The organism is Caldicoprobacter algeriensis, assembly GCF_023838525.1.
In the GTDB taxonomy this organism is placed as follows: domain Bacteria; phylum Bacillota; class Clostridia; order Caldicoprobacterales; family Caldicoprobacteraceae; genus Caldicoprobacter; species Caldicoprobacter algeriensis.
In genome coordinates this window covers 35293-60343 of sequence record NZ_JAHUQD010000001.1, presented here as the reverse complement: position 1 = coordinate 60343, position 25051 = coordinate 35293, and the positions used below count along the sequence as shown (strand labels likewise).

Below are 25051 nucleotides of genomic sequence, written 5' to 3'. Positions count from 1 at the left end.
TTATTCCTCCCTTATGGAATTCCTGAAATCAAGCCGAGTAGCATTGTTTTTGTCTGAATTGCTTTTAGCCTGATTTTTCCTGATAGAATCGTTTTCAGCAGAATTTGTCCCCGGTAAATTGTTCTCGACTGCATCAAGCATTTCTTTAAGCCTTTGAAATTCATCAGCCGATAGCTCGCCCTCGTTTACAAACTTGTATACCATGTTGGACAGAGAGCCGTTAAAAATTTTATTGAGGAATGATTTTGATTCTTTAATAATATATTCATCTCTGCTGATTAGAGGAGTATATTCATAAAAAGCTCCCTTCTTTGTTGCTTTTACAATGCCCTTTGAAACCAGCCTTCTCAAAAATGTGTGAATGGTTTTCGGATCCCAACCGGTATCATCCAATGCTTTAACTATATCTGAAGAAAAGATTGGATTATTATCCCACAGCACCTGCATTATTTTCAGCTCCGAATCGGATATTTTCACCTTTCTCACTGTTTTGCACCTCCAATGCGCTCCCCCAAAACACTATATTATGTATTACAATAGTAATACAATACATTAATATATTACTATTGTAATACCGATTTGTCAATACAAAAAATGAGTAAAAATGGGTGTGGTAAAAGAAAATTTGGACAAAACCCCATAAAAAAATACAAAACCCGATGGATATGTGGTAAAATATTTGACGATAGAGACATACTCAAAATCCCCCCCTAATATAATTAATATCAAGAGATTGGTTGGGGGGGAGAGTATGTTGAACGGAAAAAACGCTGCCTTAATAGCAATTATTGTTGTCCTGATGCTTTTGTTTACGGTGGGCTGTAACTCAATAAAGACCAAAGAGGAATTTGAAGAGGAACTGCCACAGGATGTTGTGTCAGAAGGAGATACTGAGGACGCTGAAGACGCTGAAGACGCCGAGGACGAAAATGTGCGTGAGACTGTCGTATATTATCAGAATGAAGCTGGATATCTGGTGCCGGTAATGCGCAGAATACCTTGGGAAGAGGGTATAGCCAAAGCTACGTTGAGGATGACGATAGATAGCCCTGAAATACAGCAGGACCTCATGGCGATGGGGCTTAAGGCATTGCTCCCTGCAGGTACCCAGATAAGAGGCATGTCCATAAAGGATGGGCTGGCAAAGCTCGACTTGAGCAAAGAGGCGATGGAGTGCGAAAACGCGGTGGCTGAGCATAACATGATTCAGGGAGTGACGCTGACGCTGGCCGAGTTTGATTCCATTGATAGGGTTCAGTTCATGTTTGAAGGAAAGGTTGTCGACCGGCTGAAATATGGAACCGATGTGAGCAAACCGATTGAACCCCAAGACGTAAACCTTGAGATCGGCTCCAACGCCAGCAGCGATGGTGCAAAGGTTACCGTGTTTTTCCATTCGAATCCCGATGCTGTTTACGATTACATAGTACCGGTTACCAGAATAATTTCGGCTGACAGCGCATCCATTGAGACGGCCATTCAGGAGATTTTAAATGGGCCCAGCGATGACAGCCTGAGCATGGATATACCCGCGGGGACACGATTGCTGGGGGTTGAAACAGATAACGGCGTCGTTTCTATAAACTTCAGCAAGGAATTTGGGCATCTGGCACAGCTGCCGCAGAGTGAGCCGTTGGTGCTCAAGTCGATAATAATGACGGCGAAGCAGTTTCCAGGGGTGAAAGAGGTGAAAATACTGGTTGAGGGCAAAGAATATGAGGGAGGAGAGGTAAGCGTCTCTGCCTTTGCCAACGAATACTGATCAAATGTAGTGTCTTGCGCTATAGCCTTTAGAGCAATCATAAACGTAGGAGGAATCTTGATGGCTAGGATAGACGGAAGAAGAAATGACGAGTTAAGGCCTGTTAAAATGACTACCAATTACATAAGAAATGCCAGCGGTTCTGTCCTCATCGAGGTAGGCAACACCCGGGTGATATGTACCGCTACCGTTGAAGATAAGGTGCCGCCGTTCTTGAAGGGCACGGGCAAAGGGTGGATTACAGCCGAGTATGGTATGATCCCGGCTGCCACCCAGGTCAGGAAGGCACGTGAGGTTACTCGGGGTAGGCCTGAGGGCCGCACCCAGGAGATTCAAAGGCTGATAGGCCGTTCGCTGCGTTCGGTCATCAATACCGAACTGTTGGGAGAAAGGACGATTTGGATAGATTGCGACGTCATTCAGGCCGATGGAGGGACCAGGACTGCTTCCATAACAGGTGGGTTTGTTGCTCTGGTATACTGTATGAAGTCTTTGCTGGAGCAGGGGCTTATTGAGAAGAGCCCCCTTACCAGCTATGCTGCCGCTGTGAGCGTAGGTAAAGTAAACGATGAGATAATGCTTGACCTGTGCTATGATGAGGACGTGGTGGCAACGGTTGACATGAATCTGGTCATGACCGAGAAAAGCGAGCTTATAGAGATACAAGGTACGGCTGAAGGTTCGCCTTTTGCGCTGCAGGATTTGAATGTTTTGCTTGAGCTGGGGCAAAAGGGAATTAACCAGCTCATTCAATATCAGATGGAAGCTCTGGGTGAGCTTAATTGCCTGGTGGGGCAGGGAAAATGAAGCGAATAATCATTGCAACCAATAATCCCGGCAAGGTACAAGAAATTCGCCAGATTTTAGGCGACCTGCCCTTTGAATTATTATCTCTGCGAGATGCTGGAGTTGATATAAAGGTGGAAGAGGACCAGGATTCTTTTGAAGGAAACGCAAGGAAAAAAGCGCTGGAAATTGCCAAATATACAGGATATCCTGCCCTGGCAGACGATTCTGGATTGGAAGTCATGGCGCTTGGCGGCCAGCCGGGAGTGTATTCGGCTCGCTTTGCGGGAGAAAATGCAACAGATGAGCAAAACAACGCCAAGCTGCTCAAAATGATGGAGGGTATACCCTATGAAAAGAGGCAAGCCGTATTTCGATGTGTGGTAGTTTTGGCTTATCCCGACGGGAGGATGCTTGAGGCTACGGGAGAGTGCTACGGTAGGATAGGTTTTAATCCTTCGGGCAGCGGCGGATTTGGCTATGACCCGCTTTTTATTGTGGACAGTGTCGGAAAGACATTTGCAGAGCTTACCCCCGAGGAAAAAAACAGGATCAGCCATCGCGGAATAGCGCTGAGAAAGCTCAAGGAAATGATCATACAGAACTGCTTGTAATTTCGGTGCTGACAAAAGCCAGTGACTGTATAGTTTACTTCATCGCTTATTTTATTATTTGTTACATACATGCTTTGCTGGTGTATTTCTGATGGTTAGTTTGCATAGACGGAATTTATAAACTAGGGAAAGAAGTTGCGTCGTTTTTTAGTCGTTTTTTATTGCGAAGGGTTACGGTTAACAGCCAATGTCACTTCATCAATTATTGATATGCTTACGAGGATGGGACTGAACTATGAAGATTGGAGTAATTAGCGACAGCCATGGAAAAAGGTTTGCCCTTGACAGGGCTTTAAAGAACATAGGAGAAGTAGATTTGCTTATCCACCTTGGAGATTTATGTTCCGATGCCGCGTATCTTGAAAAGTCATTAGAAGTGCCGGTGGTGTATGTCAGGGGCAATTGCGATTTTTCCGGACAAGCCCCTTATTCAAGAGAAATTGAAGTGGAAGGCAAACGAATATTTTTAACCCATGGGCACCTTTACAGGGTAAAATGGGGGACAAGCTACCTTGTGGACTTTGCAAGTAAAAATGGCTTTGATGTGGTGCTTTTCGGGCATACCCACGTGCCTGAAGTTTTCTGGAAGGGTAAAACCGTCTTTATGAATCCGGGTAGCGTTTCTTTGCCCAGGGGGAGTACAGGGCCAACGGCTGGAGTTATTGAGATGTCAGACGATAAAATTGTCCCGTATATTGTAAAGGTCAACTACCGACCACCTGTATAGGTGGTGGCTTGTAAGAGCCATAGTTGACCAGCCAGAGGGTTTGACACGAAGGACAAGTGGATGATAACCCTACGTTATTCCTATTATGACACTCTAGGGTGCATCCCAAGCTCCAGATACTGTCGTGCAGACTTAAACAGTCCTGAAAGGAAATTACTCGAAGAAGGAAAGGCAGTAATTCACAGAATCTATCCTTTCACGATAAGACTTAAAGAACAAATGTTTTAAAACATCTTTTGAATAAGGGAAATTAAGCTAAATCAGTTTACCAAATACGGGAAAAGAAAAGGTCTATGAGGGCTGCAGGGATGCCTGAGGGAGAGTATATATTGGGCAGCCTAAAAGAAGGGCAAAAGGTTATCGCGGAAGATGGGATAGCAAAACTGCCGGATCGAACTGCCTTTGCTGGGAGCGTGGCAACCGCTGATCGATTGGTCAGGACTATGGTGCAACTGGCACAGGTGCCCTTGATGGAAGCTGTTCAGATGATGACTGCCACGCCGGCGAGAATCATAAAGGTGGATGATAGGAAAGGAAGCATCGCCGTTGGTAAGGACGCTGACCTGGTCATATTTGATGATGATATAGACGTTCATTTGACGATGGTTGAAGGAAGGATAGTGTATAAGGGTGAAGCTTTATGAGTAATGCTCAGGTTTGGAAGGTGCGCTATGTTGAGGATTCAAAAGTAGACCCGAAAGTGTGGGAAGAAATATCTCCTTTGGTCGTTGATAATTTCCCTTGGGATGAAAATGGTTATAGGCTCAGAACAGAAGTGCGTATCTTTTATTCTGAAACAAGGTTTTATTTATTGTTTAAAGCTTTTGAACAGGAAATACGTGCTGAATGCTTAAACATTAATGATCCTGTGTGCACAGATAGCTGCGTTGAATTCTTTTTCAATCCAGACCCTGAACATGATGATAGGTATATAAACTTTGAGATAAATCCCATTGGCACTTTTTTATTGGGGATAGGTGCAGATCGCTACAGCCGCGTGCTGATTAACGACGTTAGCCCTGAAATATTTGATATCACTACTTCAGTAACCAAGGATTCAGTTCAGAGCTACAAGGGACCGCTGTGGGCAGTCGAGTATTCAATTCACTTTTATTTTATAGGGGAATATTATGGAAGGCAGGATTTTCGTTGTGGTAAGAGGATAAAGGCCAATTTTTATAAATGTGGGGATAAAACAAAATATCCACATTGGGGTTGCTGGAAATAGAATTGATACTCCCCATCCTGATTTTCACAGGCCTGAGTTTTTTGGGGAGTTGGCATTGGGATAAAATAAATATCTTTGCCTATGCAAAGAAATAAAAAATCTCTTGACATATTTTAAGATACATTGTATTCTTATAAAAAAGAACGTATAAAGTCAGCCAAATTCGATGAACGGGAAGAGTAGGCGGCATGGCCAGGTCACAGAGAGCCGGGGATGGTGGGATCCGGTACTGTTGGGTGCCGTTGAATGGGCCCGGGAGAAGTTGTGCGAACTTTAAGTAGCATAAACCGGTAGTCCACCGTTAAAAGGACAGGGTATCGAAGCATAAGCTTCCGTACCTGGAACGAGATGGCTGTATTTAGGTGGCTAGCGGAGTGCTAAGGCATTTCGCCCTAAAGGGTGAAATGCCTTTTTTGATATCCCGCCGTCTAAATCGGCTGAAATTGGGTGGCACCGCGAGGGGTACCTCGTCCCATGGGGATGAGGTACCCCTTTTCAGTTATACAAAGTTAATTTTTTATCGATTCAGCTTGGTTTAGTCAGGTCAATAACAGTCATTTTTAAGTGAAAACGAAAGGAGTGAGAAAAACAATGATATTTCCCAGTGAACCAAAATTTAGAAAATTAAGGCAACAGGGCGGCGTTGTACCTGTTCTGTTGAAACTGAATGCCGATGAGCTTACTCCCATTGGATTGTTTTACACCTTAAAGGGTAAGAGGAAGTTTTTACTTGAAAGCGTGGAAAATGGTAGGAATTGGGGTAGATATTCTTTTCTGGGCTGTAACCCTTACATGATGATAAGCAGTTATGGCAAAAGGGTGTTTATAGAAAAATACGGTAAAACCGAGACAGTCACGGGCAAGGTTCTTGACGAGGTGAAAAGGCACATAAAACGGTACAATGTGGTATCGGGTGTGGAACTTCCTCCTTTTACGGGGGGTGCTGTGGGATATGTGGGTTATGACGTAGTGAGGCAGTATGAAAAACTGCCTGACAAAAACCCGGATTTGATTCAGGTACCTGAGGCTTATCTGATGTTTTACAAGGATATCATAATATACGACCACTTTTACCACACTGTATCCATTGTTTGCAATGTATTGCCAGAAGATCAGGTGGAATACGGCGATGTGGTGGATAGATTGAATAGGATGAAGGACGAAATCTTCTCAACGGAAAACGTACATCTTCTTGAGATGTCAAGCAATCTTGAAGACATCGCTTCCAATTATGATAAGGATAGCTTTTGCCAAATTGTCCAAAAGGCGAAAGAATATATAGTTGCTGGTGATGTGTTTCAGGTGGTTTTGTCTCAGAGGTTGACTGCAACTACTCGTACCAGTCCATTTGATGCTTATAGAAAACTGCGGTCTTTCAATCCTTCACCCTACATGTTCTATATAGACTTTGAAGACTTTCAGATAGTGGGTTCATCTCCCGAAAGCCTGGTGAGAGTTGAGGGACGAACGGTGAGAACCAACCCCATAGCTGGCACAAGGCGCAGGGGCAAGACCAAGGAAGAGGATGATAGGCTGAAAGAGGAGCTTTTGTCGGACGAAAAGGAGAGGGCCGAGCACGTCATGCTGGTGGACCTGAGCAGAAACGATATCGGCAAGGTAAGCAAATTCGGCTCAGTCAGGGTTGACAGATTTATGGGAGTGGATATGTATTCCCATGTTATGCATATAGTCTCCACAGTGTCGGGCCAGCTTAGGGACGACAAGGACTGCTTTGATGCGTTGGTGGCCTGTTTGCCAGCAGGTACAGTGTCAGGTGCCCCCAAGGTGAGAGCTATGGAAATAATTGACGAGCTGGAAAATGTAAGGCGCGGCATATACGCGGGAGCGGTTGGATACTTCGCTTATACGGGAAACATGGACATGTGCATAGCCATAAGGACTATTGTTTTTAAAGGCCAAAAGGCGTATATCCAGGCAGGTGCAGGGATTGTTTACGACTCTATCCCTGAACTTGAATACCAGGAGACGCTTAACAAGGCTATGGTGCTCAAGGAGGTGCTTTAAAATGGTAATTTTAATCGATAACTATGACTCGTTTACCTACAATTTGTATCAATATCTTGGTGAAATATATCCACGCATAGAAGTGGTAAGAAACGATGAGGTGACGGTGGATGAGGTTATTAATTCTGGTGCCAAAAGGATAGTGGTGTCTCCGGGGCCTGGCAGGCCTGAGGATGCCGGCATATGCGTTGAGCTTATAAAAAGGCTCAACGGGCGGGTTCCACTTCTCGGCATTTGCCTGGGGCATCAGGCTATAGGATATGCTTATGGAGCAAAGGTGGTACAGGCAGACAAAATCTTACATGGCAAGACTTCCATGGTGATACACAACGGTAAAGGGATACTATGTGGGATAAAAAATCCCATACGCGCAACCAGATACCATTCTCTGGTGTTAGATGAGAAAAGTCTTCCACCAGAACTGGAGGTTACAGCCCGTACGCCTGATGGCACAATTATGGCGGTGAGCCATAAAAGTCTGCCGGTATACGGCATACAGTTCCATCCTGAATCAATTTTAACAGAGCACGGTAAAAAGATATTGAGAAATTTCATGGGAGGGATCGTAAGTGTTGAGTGAAGCTCTCAAAAAGATAGTGTCTGGCCAGCATTTAACTGAGGAGGAGGCGGCGCTGACCATGGATGATATAATGAATGGCAGCGCTACGCCATCGCAGATAGGTGCTTTCTTAATAGCTCTACGCATGAAGGGAGAGACCATCCCCGAAATAACCGGATGTGCGGCTTCAATGAGGCTTAAGGCCAAAAGAGTAGAGCTGGGCGACTATGCCATAGATACCTGCGGTACCGGTGGTGATGGTGGCAGAACCTTCAATATATCAACGGCTGTGGCAATTATCGCTGCGGCTGCCGGGGTAAAGGTCGCTAAGCACGGCAATAGAGCGGTATCCAGCAAAAGCGGGAGTGCAGATGTCCTTGAGGCATTGGGAGTAAATATAGAGATGTCGCCAGAGATGGTCGTCAAGTGTATCAAGAGGGTGCACATAGGTTTCATGTTTGCTCCTCATTACCATATATCAATGAAGAATGTAGTTGGGGTAAGAAGGGAGTTGGGCGTGAGAACTATCTTTAACATACTGGGACCGCTTACTAATCCTGCTGGTGTCAAGGGTCAAGTCTTAGGCGTGTACGATGGGCGGCTGGTGCACAGCCTGGCAGAGGTACTAAGCAACTTGGGCACTCAAAGGGCAATGGTGGTGCACGGTTTAGACGGCCTGGATGAGATTACCACCACGACGAGGACGAAGGTAAGCGAGGTCAAGAATGGAGAGATAATTGATTATGAGATAGATCCTGATGAATACGGTATTCCTTATGCAAAGCTTCAAGACATTGCAGGTGGTGATGCAAGGCATAATGCTGAGTTGATAATAAGGATATTAAAAGGCGAAAGGGGTCCGGCAAGGGATATAGTCCTGCTGAATTCTGCTGCTGCGCTGTATATTGGCAATGCCGCCGAGAGCATGAGGGAAGGTATTGAAAAAGCCGCCTATCTGATAGATTCAGGTGCCGCTTATGAAAAGCTAAAAGAATTTATAAGGGTGAGCAAGGAGGTAGCCTATGTTTCTTGACGAGATGGTGGCTTACAAGAAAAAGTGTGTGGAGGAACAAAAACGGCAGAAGCCATTAAAAGTGCTGGAAAAGGAGCTTCAATTTGCATCTCCACACAGAAATTTTGCTGAAGCGCTGCGCCGAAGTAGCCGTGGGCCTCAAGATGGAGTGAAGATTATTGCCGAGATAAAGCGGGCTTCCCCTTCGAGAGGCATCATAAAAGAAAATATAGTTCCGGCTGATGTTGCAAGGATGTACCAGGAAGGTGGGGCGGATGCCATCTCGGTTTTAACCGAGGAAAAATATTTCATGGGGTGTGATGCATTCCTTCAGCAGGTGAAGCAAGCGGTCTCGTGTCCTGTGCTTAGAAAGGACTTTATAGTGGACACTTATCAGATTTACCAGTCCAAAGCCCTGGGGGCCGATGTCGTCCTACTCATAGTGGCTGTTGTGGGAAGGCAGCTGAAAGAGTTTTATGGCCTGGCAAAATTTCTAGGCCTAGAATGCCTTGTGGAGGTGCACGACGAGGCGGAACTTGAAATTGCACTGGACTGTGGAGCCGAAGTGATAGGTATAAACAACCGGGACCTTAAAAGCCTCAGGGTAAGCTTGGACACTACTGAAAGGCTTGTAAAGCTGATTCCTGCTCATACAGTAAAGGTTTCGGAAAGCGGTATAAAGTCGGCTGAGGATATAAGGCGTATTAAGTCTATGGGTGTGGATGCCTTCCTGATAGGGGAGACCCTGATGATGGCTAGCGATGTGGTAGGGACGCTGAGAGAGTTTAAGGAGGTTGGAACTTCAGGTGGTTAAGATAAAGATATGCGGCCTTAGGAGGTACCAGGACATTGACTACGTTAATGAACTAAAAGTCGACTATGCGGGTTTTGTGTTTGCCAAAAGTACCAGAAGGGTGGATTTAAGGCTTGCTGAAAGCCTTGTTGCCCGGCTTGACAAATGCATAAAGAAAGTTGGTGTATTTGTCAACCAGAGCAAAGAATTTATAAAAGAGGTTTGCAGCGCTTTAGGTCTTGATGTGATCCAACTTCACGGGGACGAAAACCCTGATGATGTGGCCGAATACGCTGCGTGGGGCGTTGAAGTGTGGAAAGCTGTAAGGGTGAAAGACCAAGATGTATTGATGTATGCCGGAAAATACCCAGTGGATGGCATACTGCTGGATGCAGCGGTGCATGGAATCTATGGAGGGACAGGACAAACGTTTGACTGGAATTTATTAGATGGTGTATCCTTTAGTAAAAAAATAATCCTGGCGGGAGGGCTTAATCCCCAAAACGTTTGCCTGGCTATAGCTAAAATAAAGCCGTATGCTGTGGATGTCAGCAGCGGTGTGGAGACCAATGGTTTTAAAGACTACTACAAGATGAAAGAATTTGTAGAAAGGGTGAGGAACTGTGAAAAACATACCAGGTAGATTTGGCATATTTGGGGGGCAGTATGTACCCGAAACGGTGATGAACGCTTTGATCGAGCTTGAGAGGGAGTTCAATGCTGCCATACAGGATGAGGATTTCATGGAGGAGTATCGCTATTACCTTAGGGAATATTCAGGGCGACCCACTCCTCTGTATTTTGCCCGTAACCTTACTGAAAAGTTGGGCGGCGCCAAGGTGTACCTGAAGCGAGAGGATTTAAATCATACGGGTGCACACAAGATCAACAACGTTTTGGGGCAGATACTTCTAGCAAGGCGAATGGGCAAAAGGAGGGTGATAGCCGAAACCGGGGCCGGGCAGCACGGCGTGGCCACCGCAACCGGAGCCGCCATGTTTGGCATGGAGTGCGAGATCTTCATGGGTAAAGAAGATGTAAGGAGGCAGGCTTTGAACGTATTTCGAATGCGGCTTTTAGGAGCAAAGGTGCACAGCGTAGAGTCGGGTACCGGCACTTTAAAGGATGCTGTCAACGAAGCCATAAGGGACTGGGTAACCAGAGTGGAGGATACATTCTATGTGATAGGTTCGGTGGTGGGGCCTCATCCTTATCCAACCATCGTAAGAGAGTTTCAAAAGGTGATAGGGGAAGAGGCCAGGGCACAGATACTGGAAAAAGAAGGTAGATTGCCCGATTATGTCATCGCCTGCGTGGGTGGTGGCAGCAATGCAATGGGAATATTCCATCCCTTTTATCATGATAAGGAAGTGAAGTTGATTGGCGTTGAGGCAGCGGGTTTGGGATTGGAGACCGGCAAGCATGCCGCCACAATGGCTATGGGGAGCGTGGGCGTGCTACACGGCATGAAGACATTGCTCCTTCAGGACAGCGAGGGACAGGTTATGCCTGTCCATTCCATTTCGGCGGGGCTTGACTATCCGGGGGTAGGGCCAGAACACGCGTATTACAAAGAGATAGGGAGGGCCGAATATGTTGCCGTGACAGATAGAGAAGCGGTGGAGGCTTTTGTGGAGCTATCCAGGACAGAGGGGATAATCCCGGCTCTGGAAAGCGCCCATGCGGTGGCTTATGCATTGAAGCTGGTTCCACAGCTTCCAAAAGACAAAATAGTAATCGTAAACCTCTCGGGTAGAGGGGATAAAGATGTCGAGACGGTTGCCAGCTTACCGGAGGTGGAACTATGAACAGCATTGATTTGACCATGAACAGAATTGATAAGGCGTTCAATAATTTGCGAAAAAGAGGCCAGAAGGCGCTTATTACCTACATCACAGCCGGGAATCCCAACCTTGAGGCCACTGCCGACTTGATCATTGAAATGGAGAAGGCAGGGGCAGATATCATCGAGCTGGGCATACCCTATTCCGATCCTCTAGCTGATGGGCCGGTCATTCAAAGAGCATCGGCAAGGGCGCTCAATAATGGTATAAAAATAGCTGATATAATGAACATGGTAAGGTCAGTCAGGCAGGTCACCCCGATTCCTCTGATATACCTGGTCTATTATAACTCGGTGTTTAAATACGGTATAGAGAGGTTTGTGAAAGAAGCACACGATGTTGGGATAGATGGAATTATAGTCCCTGACCTGCCTTTGGAAGAGAGGGGAGAGGTTTTTGACCTATCAAAACAATACGGCATACACCTTATTCCCTTGGTCGCGCCCACATCCCATGAGCGCATAGCGAGGATTGTTGAAAATGCAGGTGGGTTTGTGTACTGCGTTTCCACAACCGGTGTCACCGGGGAAAGGGACGAGATTCAAACCAACATAAAGGGCTACATGGAAGAGGTGTCAAGATATACCGATATGCCCAAAGCCATAGGGTTTGGTATATCAAGTCCGGACATGGTATCACAGCTTAAGGACTACTGCGATGGCATAATCATGGGTAGCGCTATAGTGTCGCTTATAGATAAGGCGGCAAACAAGGATGAAATGCTCGAAAACGTAAGCCGGTTTGTGAAAAGCATCAAACAAGTATTGCAATAGATAATGCGAGCTTATAATGTGCTGCTATACAAGTGCGGATTGAAATTAAGCTGGAATTACGACAGCCCTCACCATGAGGGCTGTCGTTTACTAGAACATCTTCTTTTTCATTAGGATGAATACTGAAATTATGCACAGTACGATGGAAAGCAAAAATATAATTCCTCCTGCCATTGGATTGTTCTCAAAGGGAAGTTTGACGTTCATACCAAAAAAGCTATAAACAATAGTAGGAATAGCCAGCACAATGGTAACAGAGGTTAAAAATTTCATAACTATATTTAAATTATTGGAAATAATTGAGGCAAATGCGTCCATGGTACTGCTTAATATATTGGTGTATATATTGGCCATTTCAATTGCCTGCTTATTTTCTACTATGACGTCTTCCAGCAACTCGGTGTCATCGGGGTACTTCTTTATGTAATCTGCTTTGAGTATTTTTTCCATTACTATTTCGTTGGCTGTAAGGGATGTAGTGAAGTATACAAGGCTTTTGCTCAGCGCCAAAAGTTGGATTAATTCCTTATTTTTCATTGATTTATGAAGTTCCAGCTCAATTATACTGCTGGCCTTGTCTATTTGACGCAGGTACATGAGATACTGGGCTGCGTTTTTGTATAGGATCTGGAGAATAAATCGCGTTTTTTTGTACGTGTAGAAAGTCTTTACCCGGTTTTCTATGAAATCGGTTATAATGGATGTTTCCTTGAGGCATACAGTGATAATGCTTTTTTCGGTTATTATTATTCCTAAGGGGATAGTGGTATAAATTAATGAATTATTTTCCATTTCTACTATGGGTATATCTACTATAATCAAGGTATTTCCGCCATCTGATTCTATTCGAGGTTTTTCTTCTTCATCCAATGGTGCTCTGACATAATCAGGATCTACATGAAGGGCTTCACAGACCTTTTGAATCTCATATTCACTGGGATCTGTCAGGTGAACCCACACTCCCTCTTCAAAATCCTGTAATTCATCGAGTTTGTCTTCTATGGTCTTAAAAATCTGCAGCATCTTGTTTTGCACCTTCTTTCTTAAAGGTTGATATTATGGATTTAAAAAGCATTTAAACTTGTTAAAATTATAATGCTATTAAAGAGGTCAGTCAATTTATTTATATTATGTGGCCTGTATTTGGACGCATTTAATATTTTTGAAGAAATGATTACCAAACGAGGTTATATCAAACGTTTTAAAACCACTTGTACTTCTAGGCAAAATATTTTTACTTTTTAGACAACCACAAAGTGCTTAATTTTAGTGTATTGGCAAATGTTACCTCATATATTGAAAATGCGCCCCCTGTATTTATAGTAACTTGACAAAAACTTGTAAGAATACTATGCTTTAAGTTGGATATTAAGTCGAATCGGCAAAATAGGAGCTGAGGTATAATGACAGATAAGATGGTCAACGCCCAGGGCTTGACCGAAGAGGAGTTTTTAAAGCAGTATGATCCGGACAAATACGCTACCAGCAATCCCGCGCTTACGGTGGATATGCTTCTCTTTACATTGCAGGACGACGAAAAAGCTGGTGCAACCGGAGAATCTTCCAAGCATGTAGAGGTGCTGATGATAAAGAGGGGAGATCACCCTTTTATGGGCAGATGGGCTCTCCCCGGAGGATTTGTCACCCGCAATGAAGATCCGGAAGATGCGGCCTTGCGTGAGCTCAAAGAAGAAACTGGTATAGATGAGGTCTATATGGAACAGCTTTATACCTGGGGTGCGCCGGGGCGTGATCCGCGCACCCATGTGGTCAGCATTTCTTACATGGCTTTGGTTGATAGATCAAAGTTAAAAGTCAGTGCCGGCGACGATGCCAGCGATGCCAGGTGGTTCAAAGTAAACCTTGAGGTTGTGGATAAAAAAAGGGCTGCCGCTCAAAATGGATCAAATGGATATACTCTAGAGGTCAAGTACAGGCTTGTCCTTTCCGATGACCAGCAACAGCTGTATGGCGTAGTCAAAGCCATAAAGAGCGTGGAAAATGGAGTGGTAAAGACCAGGTATAAACTCCTAGAAGCGCAGGGTATTGCCTTTGACCATGCTGTAATAATTACCTACGGGCTTCTGCAGCTCAGAAGAAAGATATGGTTTACACCTGCGGTTTTCAGCATCATGCCAAGATGTTTTACCATGTCTCAGCTTAAGGGAGCTTATGAAGCCATATTGGGTACAACGTTTAAGATAGAGACGGACCAATTTACTGAGAAAATTTTGAGAACGGGCATGGCCATTGAAGTTAGGGCTGAAGAAAAATGCACATACGCTGGAAAAGATAAACTGTATATGTTCAATCCCGAATGGGATTACAGTAACGTTGTGTAGATTTTAATGGATATTTGTGAGGTCACGTTTCACCTCCTTAAATAGAGGTGCGATAACCTTATAAAAAGTTTATGTGCTAGGAGATGAAGAAATTGGTTAGGATTGATTGGAAGGAAAAGAAAAACCTCACCATGCTCACCGACTTTTATGAGCTTACCATGTCCAACGGTTATTTTGAGCATGGGCTTAAGGACACGATAGCATATTTTGACATGTTTTTCAGGAAAGTGCCTGACGGTGGCGGCTTTGCCATCATGGCGGGGGTTGAACAGCTGATCGAATATTTAAAAAATCTGCGCTTTACTCCCGAGGATATAGAATATCTCCGCAGCAAGAAGATGTTCAGCGAAGAGTTCTTAAAATACCTTGAAAACTTCAAGTTTGAGTGCGATGTATGGGCAATTCCGGAGGGTACGCCCATATTCCCCAATGAGCCCATTGTAACGGTTGTAGGGCCGGTCATCCAGGCTCAGTTTGTAGAAACCATGGTGCTTCTCACCATAAACCACCAAAGCCTTATTGCTACCAAGGCCAACCGTATCGTACGGGCGGCACAGGGAAGGCCGGTTATGGAGTTTGGCTCCCGCCGGGCACAGAGCTATGACGGCGCGGTGCTGGGCGCCAGAGCCGCTTATATAGGTGGGTGTGTGGGCACTGCCTGCACCATAGCCGAGAGGGATTTTGGAGTGCCAGCGGTGGGAACCATGGCCCACAGCTGGGTGCAGATGTTCCCATCTGAACTGGAAGCGTTCCGCGCATACGCAAGGACATATCCCGATAAATGTATACTGTTGGTAGACACATACAACGTACTGAAGAGCGGTGTGCCAAATGCGATTAAAGTGTTTAAGGAGGAGGTAGTTCCCAGGGGATACAGGCCTCAGGGTATACGAATAGATAGTGGCGACATCGCGTATCTGTCAAAAAAAGCGCGGCAGATGCTTGACGAAGCGGGCTTCAATGATTGCAAGATCATCGCTTCAAGCTCGCTGGATGAATATATAATCAGGGATCTGTTACAACAAGGAGCTGCCGTCGATGCCTTTGGGGTGGGTGAAAGGCTTATTACCTCCAGCAGCGAGCCGGTGTTTGGAGGAGTATATAAGCTGGTGGCGGTGCAGCAGAACGGTAAGGTCATACCAAAGATAAAGATAAGCGAAAATGTTGAGAAAATAACCAATCCAGGTTTCAAACAGGTGTACAGGTTGTATGATAGAGAGACAGGCAAGGCCATTGCGGATGTGATTACTCTGCACGACGAGGTGATAGATGATACCAAGCCGTATGAGATCTTTGACCCCATACACACCTGGAAGCGAAAGACAGTTACCAACTTCATTGCACGGAAGCTCCTTGTCAAGATATTTGATAAGGGCAGGTGTGTGTATGAGAGCCCTGATATCCACAGCATAAGGAGATACTGTCAGGAACAGGTAAATACCCTGTGGCCAGAGGTATTGAGGTTTGAAAATCCCCACAATTATTACGTGGACCTCTCTAAGCCCTTGTGGGAATTGAAACAGGAGCTGCTCAATAAATATGGTAATATGTAAAAGTAAATTATTCTTGAATGGATATTGATTGATTTGTGTCATCATATGGTGTATGTAATCTCAAAGACAGGGTTGGGATAATAGCGGGTATTTTGCTATAAGAAGTCTTTCAGGGGGGGAAGATACACGACAGTGCAAAACATAGCAAGCTAAGACTTATAGAGAGGGCAAAGACGTTAATGTTAGAAAGGAGGAAAGAGCGCATTCCTCTCCATCTTGAAGAAGATGGAGTCTCCTGCGCTCGGATATGATGAAGATACTGGTTACACCCACGTCTTTTAACCGAGAGGTGTGCCCTGAGGCATGGCATATGCTGGAACAGTTTACCAGTGAGATTGTCTGTAACCCATATAACCGTCCGCTGACGGCCGATGAGCTTATTCCGCTGCTTGAGGGCGTTGACGGATATATAGCGGGTGTGGATGATGTTTCGGCCAGGGTGATAGAAAAGGCCCCTTCAACGCTCAAGGTGATTTCAAGGTATGGGGTTGGATATGACCAGGTGGATATTAAGGCCTGCGGGCAACGGGGAATTGTAGTCACAAATACGCCGGGAGCCAATGCCGAATCGGTGGCAGACCTGGCGTTTGGGCTCATGCTTTCAGTTGCAAGGCAGATTCCCTATGCTGATGAACAGACAAAAGGGGGCGGCTGGCCGCGCATAACGGGCCTTGAGTTGTACGGCAAGACCCTTGGGATTGTAGGTTTGGGAGCCATAGGTAAGGGTGTAGCAAGGCGGGCAAAGGGTTTCTCCATGAGGGTGCTGGCATATGACCCGGCGATAGATGAGGATTTTTGCCAGCAATACGGGGTTGAAATTTCCACGTTCGAAGAGGTATTGTCAAATTCCGATTTCATATCGCTGCATTTACCGCTCAAAGAACAAACCAAACACATCATCAATTCAAGTACCATCTCCATGATGAAGGATGGCGCTATTTTGATCAATACGGCACGGGGTGGCTTGGTGAACGAACAAGCGGTGTATCAGGCATTGAAGTCGGGCAAATTAGGGGGATTTGGCATGGATGTGTTTGAGGTTGAGCCTCCGGGAAATTCGCCTCTGTTTGAGTTTAAAAACGTGGTGGCAACGCCCCATATGGGCTCGAGCACGGTGGAGGCAATAAAAGCCATGGCAAATCTGGCGGTCAAAAACCTCATCGATGTTTTGACCGGAAAGGAGTGCCCCTACATAGTAAATCGGGAATATTTAAAATGAAGGTCACCTTATGATTGAGTATATAATAAGGAAATAATAATGCAAAGAATCAGCTTGAGAGTTTAAAAGGCGGAGTGGATAGGTTTTACTCATTGTGCTGGGGACAGCATTTTTAAATCTTTAGGATTAACTTTTGAACATTTGCTCTTTATAAATTTACATCAGTAGATTGGATTTTTCTTTATAACGCTCATGTGTAATTGCATGGGCGTTTATTTTTTAGATTTAAAGCTCCAACTTGGATTACTCGAATGCTACCGAATATTCGATGATAAAAAATATTGACATTGCTGTAATGTCATGCTAGTGTAATAGTGTACCAATTCACTAATACACAATCGAGAATTGCGGGCCGTTTTATAAGGTTTATGGATATTGCAAGGGTTATTTTAACAAGGTGATAGGACTGGTAACTTGAAGGGGGAAATCAACATGATGTTGAAAAGGGCTGCCTTGAATATCGTCATTGACTCTGATGCGCCTATACCCATTTATATGCAAATTATCATTCAAATAAAGGGTTTAATTGCAAGTAAAGTACTTGCACCCGGGGATAAGCTGCCTTCTGTGAGAAAGCTCAGCCGCCAGCTGGGGGTAAACCCTAACACTGTAGCACGGGCATATCAGGAACTGGAAAGGGAGGGTATCATACGGACTACCCGTGGAATCGGGGCGTTTGTTGGCAAACCAACTCTTAGGATTTCGGCCCAGCAGCGTTCAGAGCTTATGAACAGGATATTGGATTATCTGTTTACCGAGGCTTATCATCTCCAGTACAGCAAAGAGGAGCTTTACTCTATGTTCATGCAACGGCTTGAACAGTGGAATCCGGATAAAAGCTGCTAAATGTACAAGCCGGACACCTAAGAATGATGAGGGGGTCATACTGTGGTCGAGATAAAGGAAGTTAAGACGCGAAAAGATTTAAAGAAATTCGTTTATTTTCCTTATAAGCTGTATGCCGGAAATAAATACTGGGTCCCGCCTCTTGTGATGGATGAGATGAATACCCTTCGCCAGGATAAAAATCCCGCTTTTGAGTACTGTGAAGCCAGGTACTGGCTGGCGCTTAAGGATGGCGAGGTTGTAGGGCGAATTGCCGGCATCATAAATTACAAATACATAGAGAAATGGGAGCAAAAGAATGCGCGGTTTGGGTGGATAGATTTTATAGATGACCCTGAGGTATCAAAAGCTTTGCTTGCAACTGTGGAAGGTTGGGCAAGGGAAAAGGGGATGACAGGCCTGCATGGGCCTCTGGGTTTTTGTGACCTTGACAGGGAGGGTATGCTGGTAGAAGGATTTGATGAGATGGGCACCTTTACCACTATTTATAATTATCCGTATTATCCCGTTCATCTGGAAAACAACGGTTACGTTAAAGACGTGGATTGGCTTGAATACGAATTGGAGGTTCCGCTGCAGCTACCCGAGGTTATACAAAGGGCTTCACAGGATGCCTTAAGGAGGTTTAACCTTAAGGTACTGGACGCAAAAAGGCCCAAAGATTTCATTCCCTATGTCAAGGGCATCTTTAACCTCTTGAACGAGGCCTATAAGGACCTTTATGGTGTGGTGCCGCTAACCGATAAGCAGATAGAGCTGTACACCAAGCAATATTTTGGTTTTGTAAATCCGGACTATGTAAAAGTAATTCTGGATCAAAATGGTGAGGTAGTGGCGTTTGGCATTGCATTCCCGTCTTTGACTCAGGCGATGAGGAAAACAAGCGGAAAGCTTTTGCCCTTCGGATTCATACACATTTTGAAGGCTTTAAAGAAGAACGATACCATCGATTTGTGCCTGGTAGCGGTAAAGCCTGAACTACAGGGGAAGGGCGTGAATGCCATTTTGATGAGCGAGATTCACAAGGCGTGCATCAGAAACGGCATAGTCAAAGCGGAGTGCAACCCCCAGCTGGAATCTAATGTGAAGGTTCGATCCCAGTGGCGATATTTCAATTTTAGGCAACACAAGCGGAGAAGGTGCTATATAAAGTACCTTTAATGATGACCAGGTAAAAGCTCCTGGCGAAAATGACCGGTTTGGGTACCAATTTCGCCAGGGGCAAAAAATTATGGTATTACAGCTTAAATGCCTTTTCGATCTCAGCTACCTGCTCATCATTGATGGTTACCAGCTCTCCCAAATCCCTGGCTGCTATGATGGCTTTGGCACTGTATTCGGCTACTTCCAGCTTGTCGAAGGCATTGAGCAGGCTGCTTCCGGTTACGATGACGCAGTCGTTTTCTACCAGCACCACCGATATCTCCTTGGAAAATGCATCTGCTGTCATCTCGGGCTGCCTGAAGGTGCACCCAAATGGCAGTTTGGGTATGTTTCGCAGCATTATATAGCTCTCGGGTATGGTCTTGGTTTCAAAGTTTTCATCTGTGACGGCAAAGGCCATGATGTTTGGCGGGTGCGCAATGAGCACCGAATTGATGTGGGGGTGCTTGTCGTATATAGCTTTGTGAAGCAGCACCGAACGGCTGGGGGTTTTCCCTGCCTCCTTCCATCCGTTTTCAATGCGTACCAGGTCTTCCTCTTGGAGATATTTTCTATCCAGCCCATAGGGTGTGATTATAAAGGAACCGTCGCTTAGCCTTTGAGAGAATGTACCCTGCGTGCTGGTGAAGAGCTGCTGATCATAGGCGCGGTGTATGAGCTGGCACATGTTCCGCCTGGCTTCCCTTTCTTCGCTGGTAAACCTTTTGGGGATGAATTCGTTCAGCGTGACATCCTGCTTGTTCTTGGATATTTCTATGTGCCTGTCGGTTAAGCTCCTGGGGTTCCCGAGCCTTCGGGCTTTTAGTTCAAGCTTTGCGCAGAAATCCAGGGTTTCAAAGGCCATAAATGCTTCAAACAGGTTTTTGCCACCTGTCACCACCCCGTGATTTTCGAGTATAACGGTTTTAAAGCCCTTCTCAAATTGGGCCGCAATCTTTTTGCCCAGGTCTCTGCTCCCTGGCAGGCCGTATTCTGCTATTCCAACCTGGCCACATATTAAATGAACATTGGGGATTAGCCTTGTGTTTGGGATTTTACGCACTATGCTGAAGGCCACAAGCGCAGGCGGATGGGCGTGAATAATGGCCTTTATATCAGGCCTTTTTTGATAGATCATCTCGTGAAAAGGAAGTTCAATTGAAGGTTTGTGAATTCCCTCTATGGTCCCATCGGGTTTCACGCGTATTATGTCATTTCGGCGTAGTGAGCCCTTATCAATTCCGCTGGGAGTGATCCATATATCGCCATTGTCGTCAAGGATTGATATGTTGCCGCCTGATGTGGTGGTCATACCATAGCGATATATTCTCTCCATGATCATCACTATTTGGTCGGCTGGATGCAGCAGCTCAAATTTCAACGTTTTGGCCCCCTCTTTCTTAAGACTACTTTAATACTTAGACTTGTTTTCGTTACAGCCATTTTTACCTCAAAATTGCGAATTTCATTTTGGGTAGCAAAATTTATTTAGCATTTTAAAAGATAAAATAATAACGAAAAGGGGCATTGAACTCCCCTTTTCGTTTGATCATATGTCTTATTTTGTTGCTAAAACCTTTTTCAGTCTTGCAAATCTTGGCAATCCGTTTTCGAAGGGCGGTCTGGATTCGCCTTGAATGAGCGGCATAGCGTATTTGATAAACTCTTCGGTGACGCCGTTGCCATCTTTGTTTATCCATTCGCGCGGTACCTTCTTCTCTACGTTGGCAACATCGGTCAGGTTGACCAGTTTGATGTTGCACTTGTATTCTGGCCCTTCTGCCCTCTCAAACGCCACCATCTTATCGGTTATACCCTGTACCGCGTACTGTACAGCGGCTTGTCCGGCAAGGTAGGCTTCGTTTACATCGGTCAGTGAAGCGACATGGGCTGCGCACCTCTGGAGCAGGCTGAATTCAATGCCGCGCACCTTGGCTCCGGTTTTCTCCTTCAATATTCCCGCCAGGGTAGCTGCAAGGCCGCCCAATTGAACGTGCCCGAATGCGTCGGTGTGTTTGTGCAGTGCGGCACCATATTCAAAGATGTATTTCCCGTCTTTGTCTCTTATACCCTCAGATACGGCCACGATGATGTTTTTCTTTTTCTCGTATACCGATATTACCTCGTCTATGAATTTGTCGATGTCAAACGGTATCTCAGGCAAATATATGAGATCCGGGCCATATCCCTGTACGCCTGCAAGAGCCGATGCCGCGGTAAGCCAACCTGCGTTTCTACCCATTATCTCCAATACCGTGATCATTTTTGTATCGTATGCCCTTACATCGAGGTAAATTTCCATTGTGGATGTTGCTATATATTTAGCTGCACTGCCGTAACCCGGACAATGGTCGGTACCCCACAGGTCGTTGTCTATGGTTTTGGGTACACCCATTACCCTGCACTCATAACCTACTTTTTGCATGTACTTGCTTATCTTATTGCAGGTGTCCATGGAGTCGTTGCCGCCATTGTAGAAGAAATACCTTATGTTGTATTTTTTGAATATCTCCAGCAGCTTTTTGTAATCGGTATCATCTTCATCAGGGTCTCTGAGCTTGTAGCGCACAGAACCCAGCAAGGACGAAGGAGTGGTTTTGAGCAATTCCAGCTCGTAGGGGTCTTCTTTGCTCATATCGTAGAATTTCTCATTTAATATGCCCTGGATGCCGTGGGCGGCTCCATAGACTGCTGTTATACAGTCCTGTTTTAAAGCTTCTTGGATTACTCCAGCCGCGGTGGCATTGATGACTGCAGTAGGCCCACCTGATTGGCCAAGTATGCAAGCACCTTTCAATTCGCCCATTGGTAAACCTCCCTTTTTAAGCTTTAATGTTAATTTATGTTAATATTTTGTTGTTATGTACCTGCACTTCATCATACCTTATAAAATATACCATATTTGATTTTAAAAAGCAATTTTTGTAGACAAAAATCTAGCGAATTATTTTGAGCTAATTTAAATTAACAGAATTTGGAAGTCGAATTTTGAAATTAACCTTGATTTTGAGAACGGATGTGATAAAATTAATATGATTAAAAATTTTGCTAAAAGAAGGGGTTGTTGCATTATGCCATTGGTCACGTCAAAGAAAATGTTTGAAAAGGCTTATGAAGGTGGCTATGCTATTGGCGCGTTCAATGTAAACAACATGGAGATCATTCAAGGTATTACCGAGGCTGCAAAAGAAGTAAATGCTCCTCTAATTCTGCAGGTGTCTGCCGGTGCGCGGAAGTATGCCAAACATACATATCTCATGAAACTCATTGAGGCTGCCCTCATTGAGACCGACCTTCCCATTTGCGTTCACCTGGACCATGGCGACAGCTTTGAACTTTGTAAAGCCTGCATAGACGGTGGGTTTACCTCGGTTATGATCGACGGTTCGCACCTTCCATTTGAGGAGAACATCGCTTTGACCAAGAAGGTAGTCGATTACGCCCATGAGAGAGGTGTAGTTGTAGAGGGCGAGCTGGGAAGGCTTGCTGGAATTGAAGACGCTGTAAATGTGTCTGAGGAGGAGGCTTTCTTTACCGACCCTGACCAGGCCGCTGAGTTTGTTGAGAGGACAGGGGTTGACTCACTGGCAATTGCTATAGGTACAAGCCATGGGGCATACAAGTTTAAGGGTGAGCCAAGGCTGAGGTTTGATATTCTTGAGGAGATCCAAAAGAGGCTCCCCGGATTTCCGATTGTTTTGCACGGCGCTTCTTCGGTAATACCGGAATTTGTGGAGAAGATCAACAAGTACGGCGGGCAGATGCCGGGGGCAAAGGGCGTGCCGGAAGACATGCTGAGGAAGGCAGCGTCCATGGCTGTCTGCAAGATAAACATCGATTCCGATTTGAGGCTTGCAATGACTGCTACCATCAGGGAATATTTTGCAAAGAATCCCAGCCATTTTGATCCGAGGCAGTATTTAGGGCCCGCTAGAGAAGCCATTAAGGAGCTTGTGAAGCACAAGCTGGTAAATGTTTTGGGTTGCGCTGGGAAAGCAGACGAAGTGAGGTAAGATTAATCGAAATATTGTGAAGAGTTATATGGTTTAAAGGTGTAAGCTTTTAAGGCTCCTCATAGACGTACTGTTGAATGAGGGGCCTTGTTTTTTATGCTTGGTATTCCATTTACCGAGTAAAGAGAGATTAAGAAAAAGGCTACACCGGTTACTGTAGCCAGGGCCAGCGATACGATGAGGGGAAAGCCGGCATGTGCGGATAGGTTAAAGACACATTGTCCCAATGAAGCCATGACAAGGGCGGCAAAGCCGGATTTCAAAAACCAGTCCGCCCATCTCATCTGAATCTCGGTAAACTTTTTTATTGCAGAAAAATTCAGCATGAATACCGCGATGTTCCTTAGGTTGAAGCCAACGATGAATCCGTATATCCTCAAGGCTGGATGGGAAACGAGGAAGTAGGTACAGCAGACTTGAATGACTCCTCCTATAAACAGGTTTAGCGTTGAGCGCTTTTGCCTGTCGAGGCCGTTTAAGACGGCGCTTAAGGTATGCTGAAGAGCAAGAAAGACCACACTCAATGTAAGGGGTGTTAGCAATTGCCCTACCTGGGATTGGCCGTACAGCGCTATCCCAATGGGCTGCCCAAGGGATAGCAGAAGGGCAGTAGCTGCAAAAGCGACAACGGATGTCAACTGGATGGCGTGCGAAATATTATTGCGTATGGCTTGCCAGTCGCCAAGCGCCATCTCCTCCGAGAGGTGGGGAATTATGACAGTGGAAAGCGCATTTGTAATGGCAAAAGGGATGAAAAGTAGAGGCATTACCATCCCGGATATAATACCAAACAGCGATACCGCCTGGCTGTTCGTCATGCCGCTGGCAATCAGGCGCTGAGGGATCAGGATGGTGTTGATGGAGTTTATTGATGTAATTATAAACCTGGTAGAGGTTATGGGAACAGCTATGGCAATAATGCTTTTGATTAAGGAAAAAACGGATGAGGTTTTGGTATCCCCATTTAATGCTTTGATGGAGTGATAATATCGGGTGTGAAGGTATAATAAACTTGCAAGTTCTCCTATAACGATGCCAAATACGATGACTATGGCTGATTCTTCATAGCCTTGCGGGTTTAGCCATAAAAGCATAAATATGACTGTTGTGATGCGGACTAGCTGTTCTAATATTTCAGCCAAGGCAGGCTGGTGCGTATGCTTTATGCCGTAGAAATAGCCTTTAAGTGTCGCCCCCATGCCGGTGATGATGATGCATGGGAAGAGAATGAATAGAGGTATGGCGGTACGTGGGTCTTTTAATATGGTATGGGTAATCCAGTCGAGGTTTATCAGGATTAATGCGGAAAGGATTGTACCAAGCCCCATCACTATCGATAGGGCTGTTGATATGACCCTCTTAATTTCCCCACGGTGACCTGTAGCGTTGCTGGATGCCACCAACCGTGAGGCGGCAACCGGTATACCCGAGGTCGTCAACGCCAGGGCAATGGTATATGGAGGAAATATTAGCTGGTATACCCCCATGCCTTCAGGTCCCAGCAGTCGGCTCAGCATTATTTGGTATACAAATCCGATGATTCGAACCAGGACATTTGCCCCAGCTAAGATGAACGTTCCGTACAACATAGAACGGGGATTTATCTTCAATTTGCCATTCCCCCGATACAATTAAGATTCTGATTTCATTAATATTCACCTCTATTGTCAAGTAGAAGTAGGCATGGCTTTCTATAATGTTACCGTAGTGTAAGGGCGGCGTTGACCGTCGTATTTTTCAAGTGAGAAGGTGAATTTGCTGATAAAATATGGTAAAATATTTTCGTGAGGCGTTAAAAGATAAAATGGATAG

The 25051-nt window shown here is 45.2% G+C and carries 23 protein-coding genes, 1 pseudogene and 1 other annotated feature; of the genes and pseudogenes, 19 read left to right on the top strand and 5 right to left on the bottom strand.

What is annotated here, in order from left to right; genetic code table 11:
* Positions 1 to 486 (bottom strand): BlaI/MecI/CopY family transcriptional regulator, encoded by a 486-nt coding sequence (locus tag KVG29_RS00295; protein ID WP_252225637.1) that lies wholly within the window; start codon positions 484 to 486, stop codon positions 1 to 3.
* Between the two features lie 265 nt (positions 487 to 751).
* On the opposite strand from KVG29_RS00295, the gene KVG29_RS00290 reads away from it, so the two are divergent.
* The 13 genes and pseudogenes from KVG29_RS00290 (at position 752) to trpA (ending at position 12123) form a co-directional block, all read left to right on the top strand.
* Entirely contained in the window at positions 752 to 1762 is a 1011-nt protein-coding gene (locus tag KVG29_RS00290) for a GerMN domain-containing protein (RefSeq protein ID WP_252225636.1), read from the top strand.
* 60 nt (positions 1763 to 1822) lie between these two features.
* Positions 1823 to 2569 carry a ribonuclease PH gene (gene rph, locus KVG29_RS00285; RefSeq protein WP_252225635.1) on the top strand — a complete coding sequence of 249 codons (747 nt, stop codon included), beginning with the start codon at positions 1823 to 1825 and terminating at the stop codon, positions 2567 to 2569.
* Positions 2566 to 3162: an XTP/dITP diphosphatase gene (locus KVG29_RS00280; RefSeq protein ID WP_252225634.1), complete on the top strand. Its 597-nt coding sequence runs from the start codon at positions 2566 to 2568 to the stop codon at positions 3160 to 3162. Before rph ends, KVG29_RS00280 begins: the two co-directional genes overlap by 4 nt.
* 235 nt (positions 3163 to 3397) lie before the next feature.
* A complete protein-coding gene (locus tag KVG29_RS00275) occupies positions 3398 to 3889 on the top strand; it encodes a metallophosphoesterase family protein (RefSeq protein ID WP_252225633.1) in 492 nt (163 codons plus the stop codon).
* 290 nt (positions 3890 to 4179) lie between these two features.
* Positions 4180 to 4533 (top strand): annotated as a pseudogene (locus KVG29_RS00270) (amidohydrolase family protein); the annotation flags it as partial.
* A complete protein-coding gene (locus KVG29_RS00265; RefSeq protein WP_252225631.1) occupies positions 4530 to 5117 on the top strand; it encodes a carbohydrate-binding family 9-like protein in 588 nt (195 codons plus the stop codon). The pseudogene KVG29_RS00270 and the gene KVG29_RS00265, both read left to right, overlap by 4 nt.
* A gap of 157 nt (positions 5118 to 5274) precedes the next feature.
* Positions 5275 to 5595: a binding site (T-box leader), on the top strand.
* Positions 5596 to 5708: 113 nt separating this feature from the next.
* The gene (trpE, locus tag KVG29_RS00260) at positions 5709 to 7142 is read left to right on the top strand and encodes an anthranilate synthase component I (protein WP_252225630.1); all 1434 of its coding nucleotides are present in this window, start codon (positions 5709 to 5711) and stop codon (positions 7140 to 7142) included.
* A 1-nt stretch (position 7143) separates the two neighbouring features.
* Positions 7144 to 7722, top strand: a complete 579-nt coding sequence (locus KVG29_RS00255) for an anthranilate synthase component II (protein WP_252225629.1) — start codon at positions 7144 to 7146, stop codon at positions 7720 to 7722.
* Positions 7712 to 8734, top strand: coding sequence for an anthranilate phosphoribosyltransferase (trpD, locus tag KVG29_RS00250; RefSeq protein WP_252225628.1), 1023 nt, complete (start codon positions 7712 to 7714; stop codon positions 8732 to 8734). Before KVG29_RS00255 ends, trpD begins: the two co-directional genes overlap by 11 nt.
* Positions 8724 to 9527 (top strand): indole-3-glycerol phosphate synthase TrpC, encoded by an 804-nt coding sequence (gene trpC, locus KVG29_RS00245; protein WP_252225627.1) that lies wholly within the window; start codon positions 8724 to 8726, stop codon positions 9525 to 9527. Before trpD ends, trpC begins: the two co-directional genes overlap by 11 nt.
* Positions 9520 to 10149 (top strand): phosphoribosylanthranilate isomerase, encoded by a 630-nt coding sequence (locus KVG29_RS00240; RefSeq protein WP_252225626.1) that lies wholly within the window; start codon positions 9520 to 9522, stop codon positions 10147 to 10149. The genes trpC and KVG29_RS00240 overlap by 8 nt, the downstream gene beginning before the upstream one ends.
* A complete protein-coding gene (trpB, locus tag KVG29_RS00235) occupies positions 10139 to 11314 on the top strand; it encodes a tryptophan synthase subunit beta (protein ID WP_252225888.1) in 1176 nt (391 codons plus the stop codon). Before KVG29_RS00240 ends, trpB begins: the two co-directional genes overlap by 11 nt.
* A 17-nt stretch (positions 11315 to 11331) precedes the next feature.
* A complete protein-coding gene (gene trpA / locus KVG29_RS00230; RefSeq protein WP_252225887.1) occupies positions 11332 to 12123 on the top strand; it encodes a tryptophan synthase subunit alpha in 792 nt (263 codons plus the stop codon).
* 90 nt (positions 12124 to 12213) lie between these two features.
* Here the strand turns inward: trpA and KVG29_RS00225 are convergent, their stop codons facing one another.
* Positions 12214 to 13146 carry a magnesium transporter CorA family protein gene (locus KVG29_RS00225; RefSeq protein ID WP_252225625.1) on the bottom strand — a complete coding sequence of 311 codons (933 nt, stop codon included), beginning with the start codon at positions 13144 to 13146 and terminating at the stop codon, positions 12214 to 12216.
* A gap of 380 nt (positions 13147 to 13526) precedes the next feature.
* On the opposite strand from KVG29_RS00225, the gene KVG29_RS00220 reads away from it, so the two are divergent.
* The 5 genes from KVG29_RS00220 to KVG29_RS00200 all read left to right on the top strand — a co-directional run bounded on the left by KVG29_RS00220 (position 13527) and on the right by KVG29_RS00200 (position 19244).
* A complete protein-coding gene (locus tag KVG29_RS00220; RefSeq protein ID WP_252225624.1) occupies positions 13527 to 14465 on the top strand; it encodes an NUDIX domain-containing protein in 939 nt (312 codons plus the stop codon).
* Between the two features lie 83 nt (positions 14466 to 14548).
* The gene (locus KVG29_RS00215) at positions 14549 to 16018 is read left to right on the top strand and encodes a nicotinate phosphoribosyltransferase (protein WP_252225623.1); all 1470 of its coding nucleotides are present in this window, start codon (positions 14549 to 14551) and stop codon (positions 16016 to 16018) included.
* 247 nt (positions 16019 to 16265) lie between these two features.
* Positions 16266 to 17237 (top strand): phosphoglycerate dehydrogenase, encoded by a 972-nt coding sequence (locus tag KVG29_RS00210; RefSeq protein ID WP_252225622.1) that lies wholly within the window; start codon positions 16266 to 16268, stop codon positions 17235 to 17237.
* A gap of 432 nt (positions 17238 to 17669) precedes the next feature.
* Positions 17670 to 18083, top strand: coding sequence for a GntR family transcriptional regulator (locus tag KVG29_RS00205; protein ID WP_252225621.1), 414 nt, complete (start codon positions 17670 to 17672; stop codon positions 18081 to 18083).
* Between the two features lie 42 nt (positions 18084 to 18125).
* Positions 18126 to 19244 (top strand): GNAT family N-acetyltransferase, encoded by a 1119-nt coding sequence (locus tag KVG29_RS00200; protein WP_252225620.1) that lies wholly within the window; start codon positions 18126 to 18128, stop codon positions 19242 to 19244.
* 76 nt (positions 19245 to 19320) lie between these two features.
* Here KVG29_RS00200 and KVG29_RS00195 read toward each other — a convergent pair whose 3' ends face one another.
* Together KVG29_RS00195 and KVG29_RS00190 are read right to left on the bottom strand one after the other, a co-directional pair.
* The gene (locus KVG29_RS00195) at positions 19321 to 20607 is read right to left on the bottom strand and encodes a class II aldolase/adducin family protein (RefSeq protein ID WP_252225619.1); all 1287 of its coding nucleotides are present in this window, start codon (positions 20605 to 20607) and stop codon (positions 19321 to 19323) included.
* A 177-nt stretch (positions 20608 to 20784) separates the two neighbouring features.
* Positions 20785 to 22032, bottom strand: a complete 1248-nt coding sequence (locus KVG29_RS00190) for a 6-phosphofructokinase (RefSeq protein WP_252225618.1) — start codon at positions 22030 to 22032, stop codon at positions 20785 to 20787.
* A gap of 265 nt (positions 22033 to 22297) precedes the next feature.
* Here KVG29_RS00190 and fba point away from each other — a divergent pair, with 265 nt between their 5' ends.
* On the top strand, positions 22298 to 23239 hold the full coding sequence (fba, locus tag KVG29_RS00185) for a class II fructose-1,6-bisphosphate aldolase (RefSeq protein ID WP_252225617.1): 942 nt from the start codon (positions 22298 to 22300) through the stop codon (positions 23237 to 23239).
* A gap of 59 nt (positions 23240 to 23298) precedes the next feature.
* Here the strand turns inward: fba and spoVB are convergent, their stop codons facing one another.
* Positions 23299 to 24849, bottom strand: coding sequence for a stage V sporulation protein B (spoVB, locus tag KVG29_RS00180; protein ID WP_252225616.1), 1551 nt, complete (start codon positions 24847 to 24849; stop codon positions 23299 to 23301).
* Between the last annotated feature and the right edge of the window lie 202 nt (positions 24850 to 25051).

Coding starts and splice junctions, on each gene's coding strand:
- KVG29_RS00290 (WP_252225636.1), top strand. CDS start 752: ATGTTGAACGGAAAAAACGCTGCCTTAATAGCAATTATTGTTGTCCTG.
- rph (WP_252225635.1), top strand. CDS start 1,823: ATGGCTAGGATAGACGGAAGAAGAAATGACGAGTTAAGGCCTGTTAAA.
- KVG29_RS00280 (WP_252225634.1), top strand. CDS start 2,566: ATGAAGCGAATAATCATTGCAACCAATAATCCCGGCAAGGTACAAGAA.
- KVG29_RS00275 (WP_252225633.1), top strand. CDS start 3,398: ATGAAGATTGGAGTAATTAGCGACAGCCATGGAAAAAGGTTTGCCCTT.
- KVG29_RS00265 (WP_252225631.1), top strand. CDS start 4,530: ATGAGTAATGCTCAGGTTTGGAAGGTGCGCTATGTTGAGGATTCAAAA.
- trpE (WP_252225630.1), top strand. CDS start 5,709: ATGATATTTCCCAGTGAACCAAAATTTAGAAAATTAAGGCAACAGGGC.
- KVG29_RS00255 (WP_252225629.1), top strand. CDS start 7,144: ATGGTAATTTTAATCGATAACTATGACTCGTTTACCTACAATTTGTAT.
- trpC (WP_252225627.1), top strand. CDS start 8,724: ATGTTTCTTGACGAGATGGTGGCTTACAAGAAAAAGTGTGTGGAGGAA.
- trpA (WP_252225887.1), top strand. CDS start 11,332: ATGAACAGAATTGATAAGGCGTTCAATAATTTGCGAAAAAGAGGCCAG.
- KVG29_RS00225 (WP_252225625.1), bottom strand. CDS start 13,146: ATGCTGCAGATTTTTAAGACCATAGAAGACAAACTCGATGAATTACAG.
- KVG29_RS00220 (WP_252225624.1), top strand. CDS start 13,527: ATGACAGATAAGATGGTCAACGCCCAGGGCTTGACCGAAGAGGAGTTT.
- KVG29_RS00215 (WP_252225623.1), top strand. CDS start 14,549: ATGAAGAAATTGGTTAGGATTGATTGGAAGGAAAAGAAAAACCTCACC.
- KVG29_RS00210 (WP_252225622.1), top strand. CDS start 16,266: ATGATGAAGATACTGGTTACACCCACGTCTTTTAACCGAGAGGTGTGC.
- KVG29_RS00205 (WP_252225621.1), top strand. CDS start 17,670: ATGATGTTGAAAAGGGCTGCCTTGAATATCGTCATTGACTCTGATGCG.
- KVG29_RS00190 (WP_252225618.1), bottom strand. CDS start 22,032: ATGGGCGAATTGAAAGGTGCTTGCATACTTGGCCAATCAGGTGGGCCT.
- fba (WP_252225617.1), top strand. CDS start 22,298: ATGCCATTGGTCACGTCAAAGAAAATGTTTGAAAAGGCTTATGAAGGT.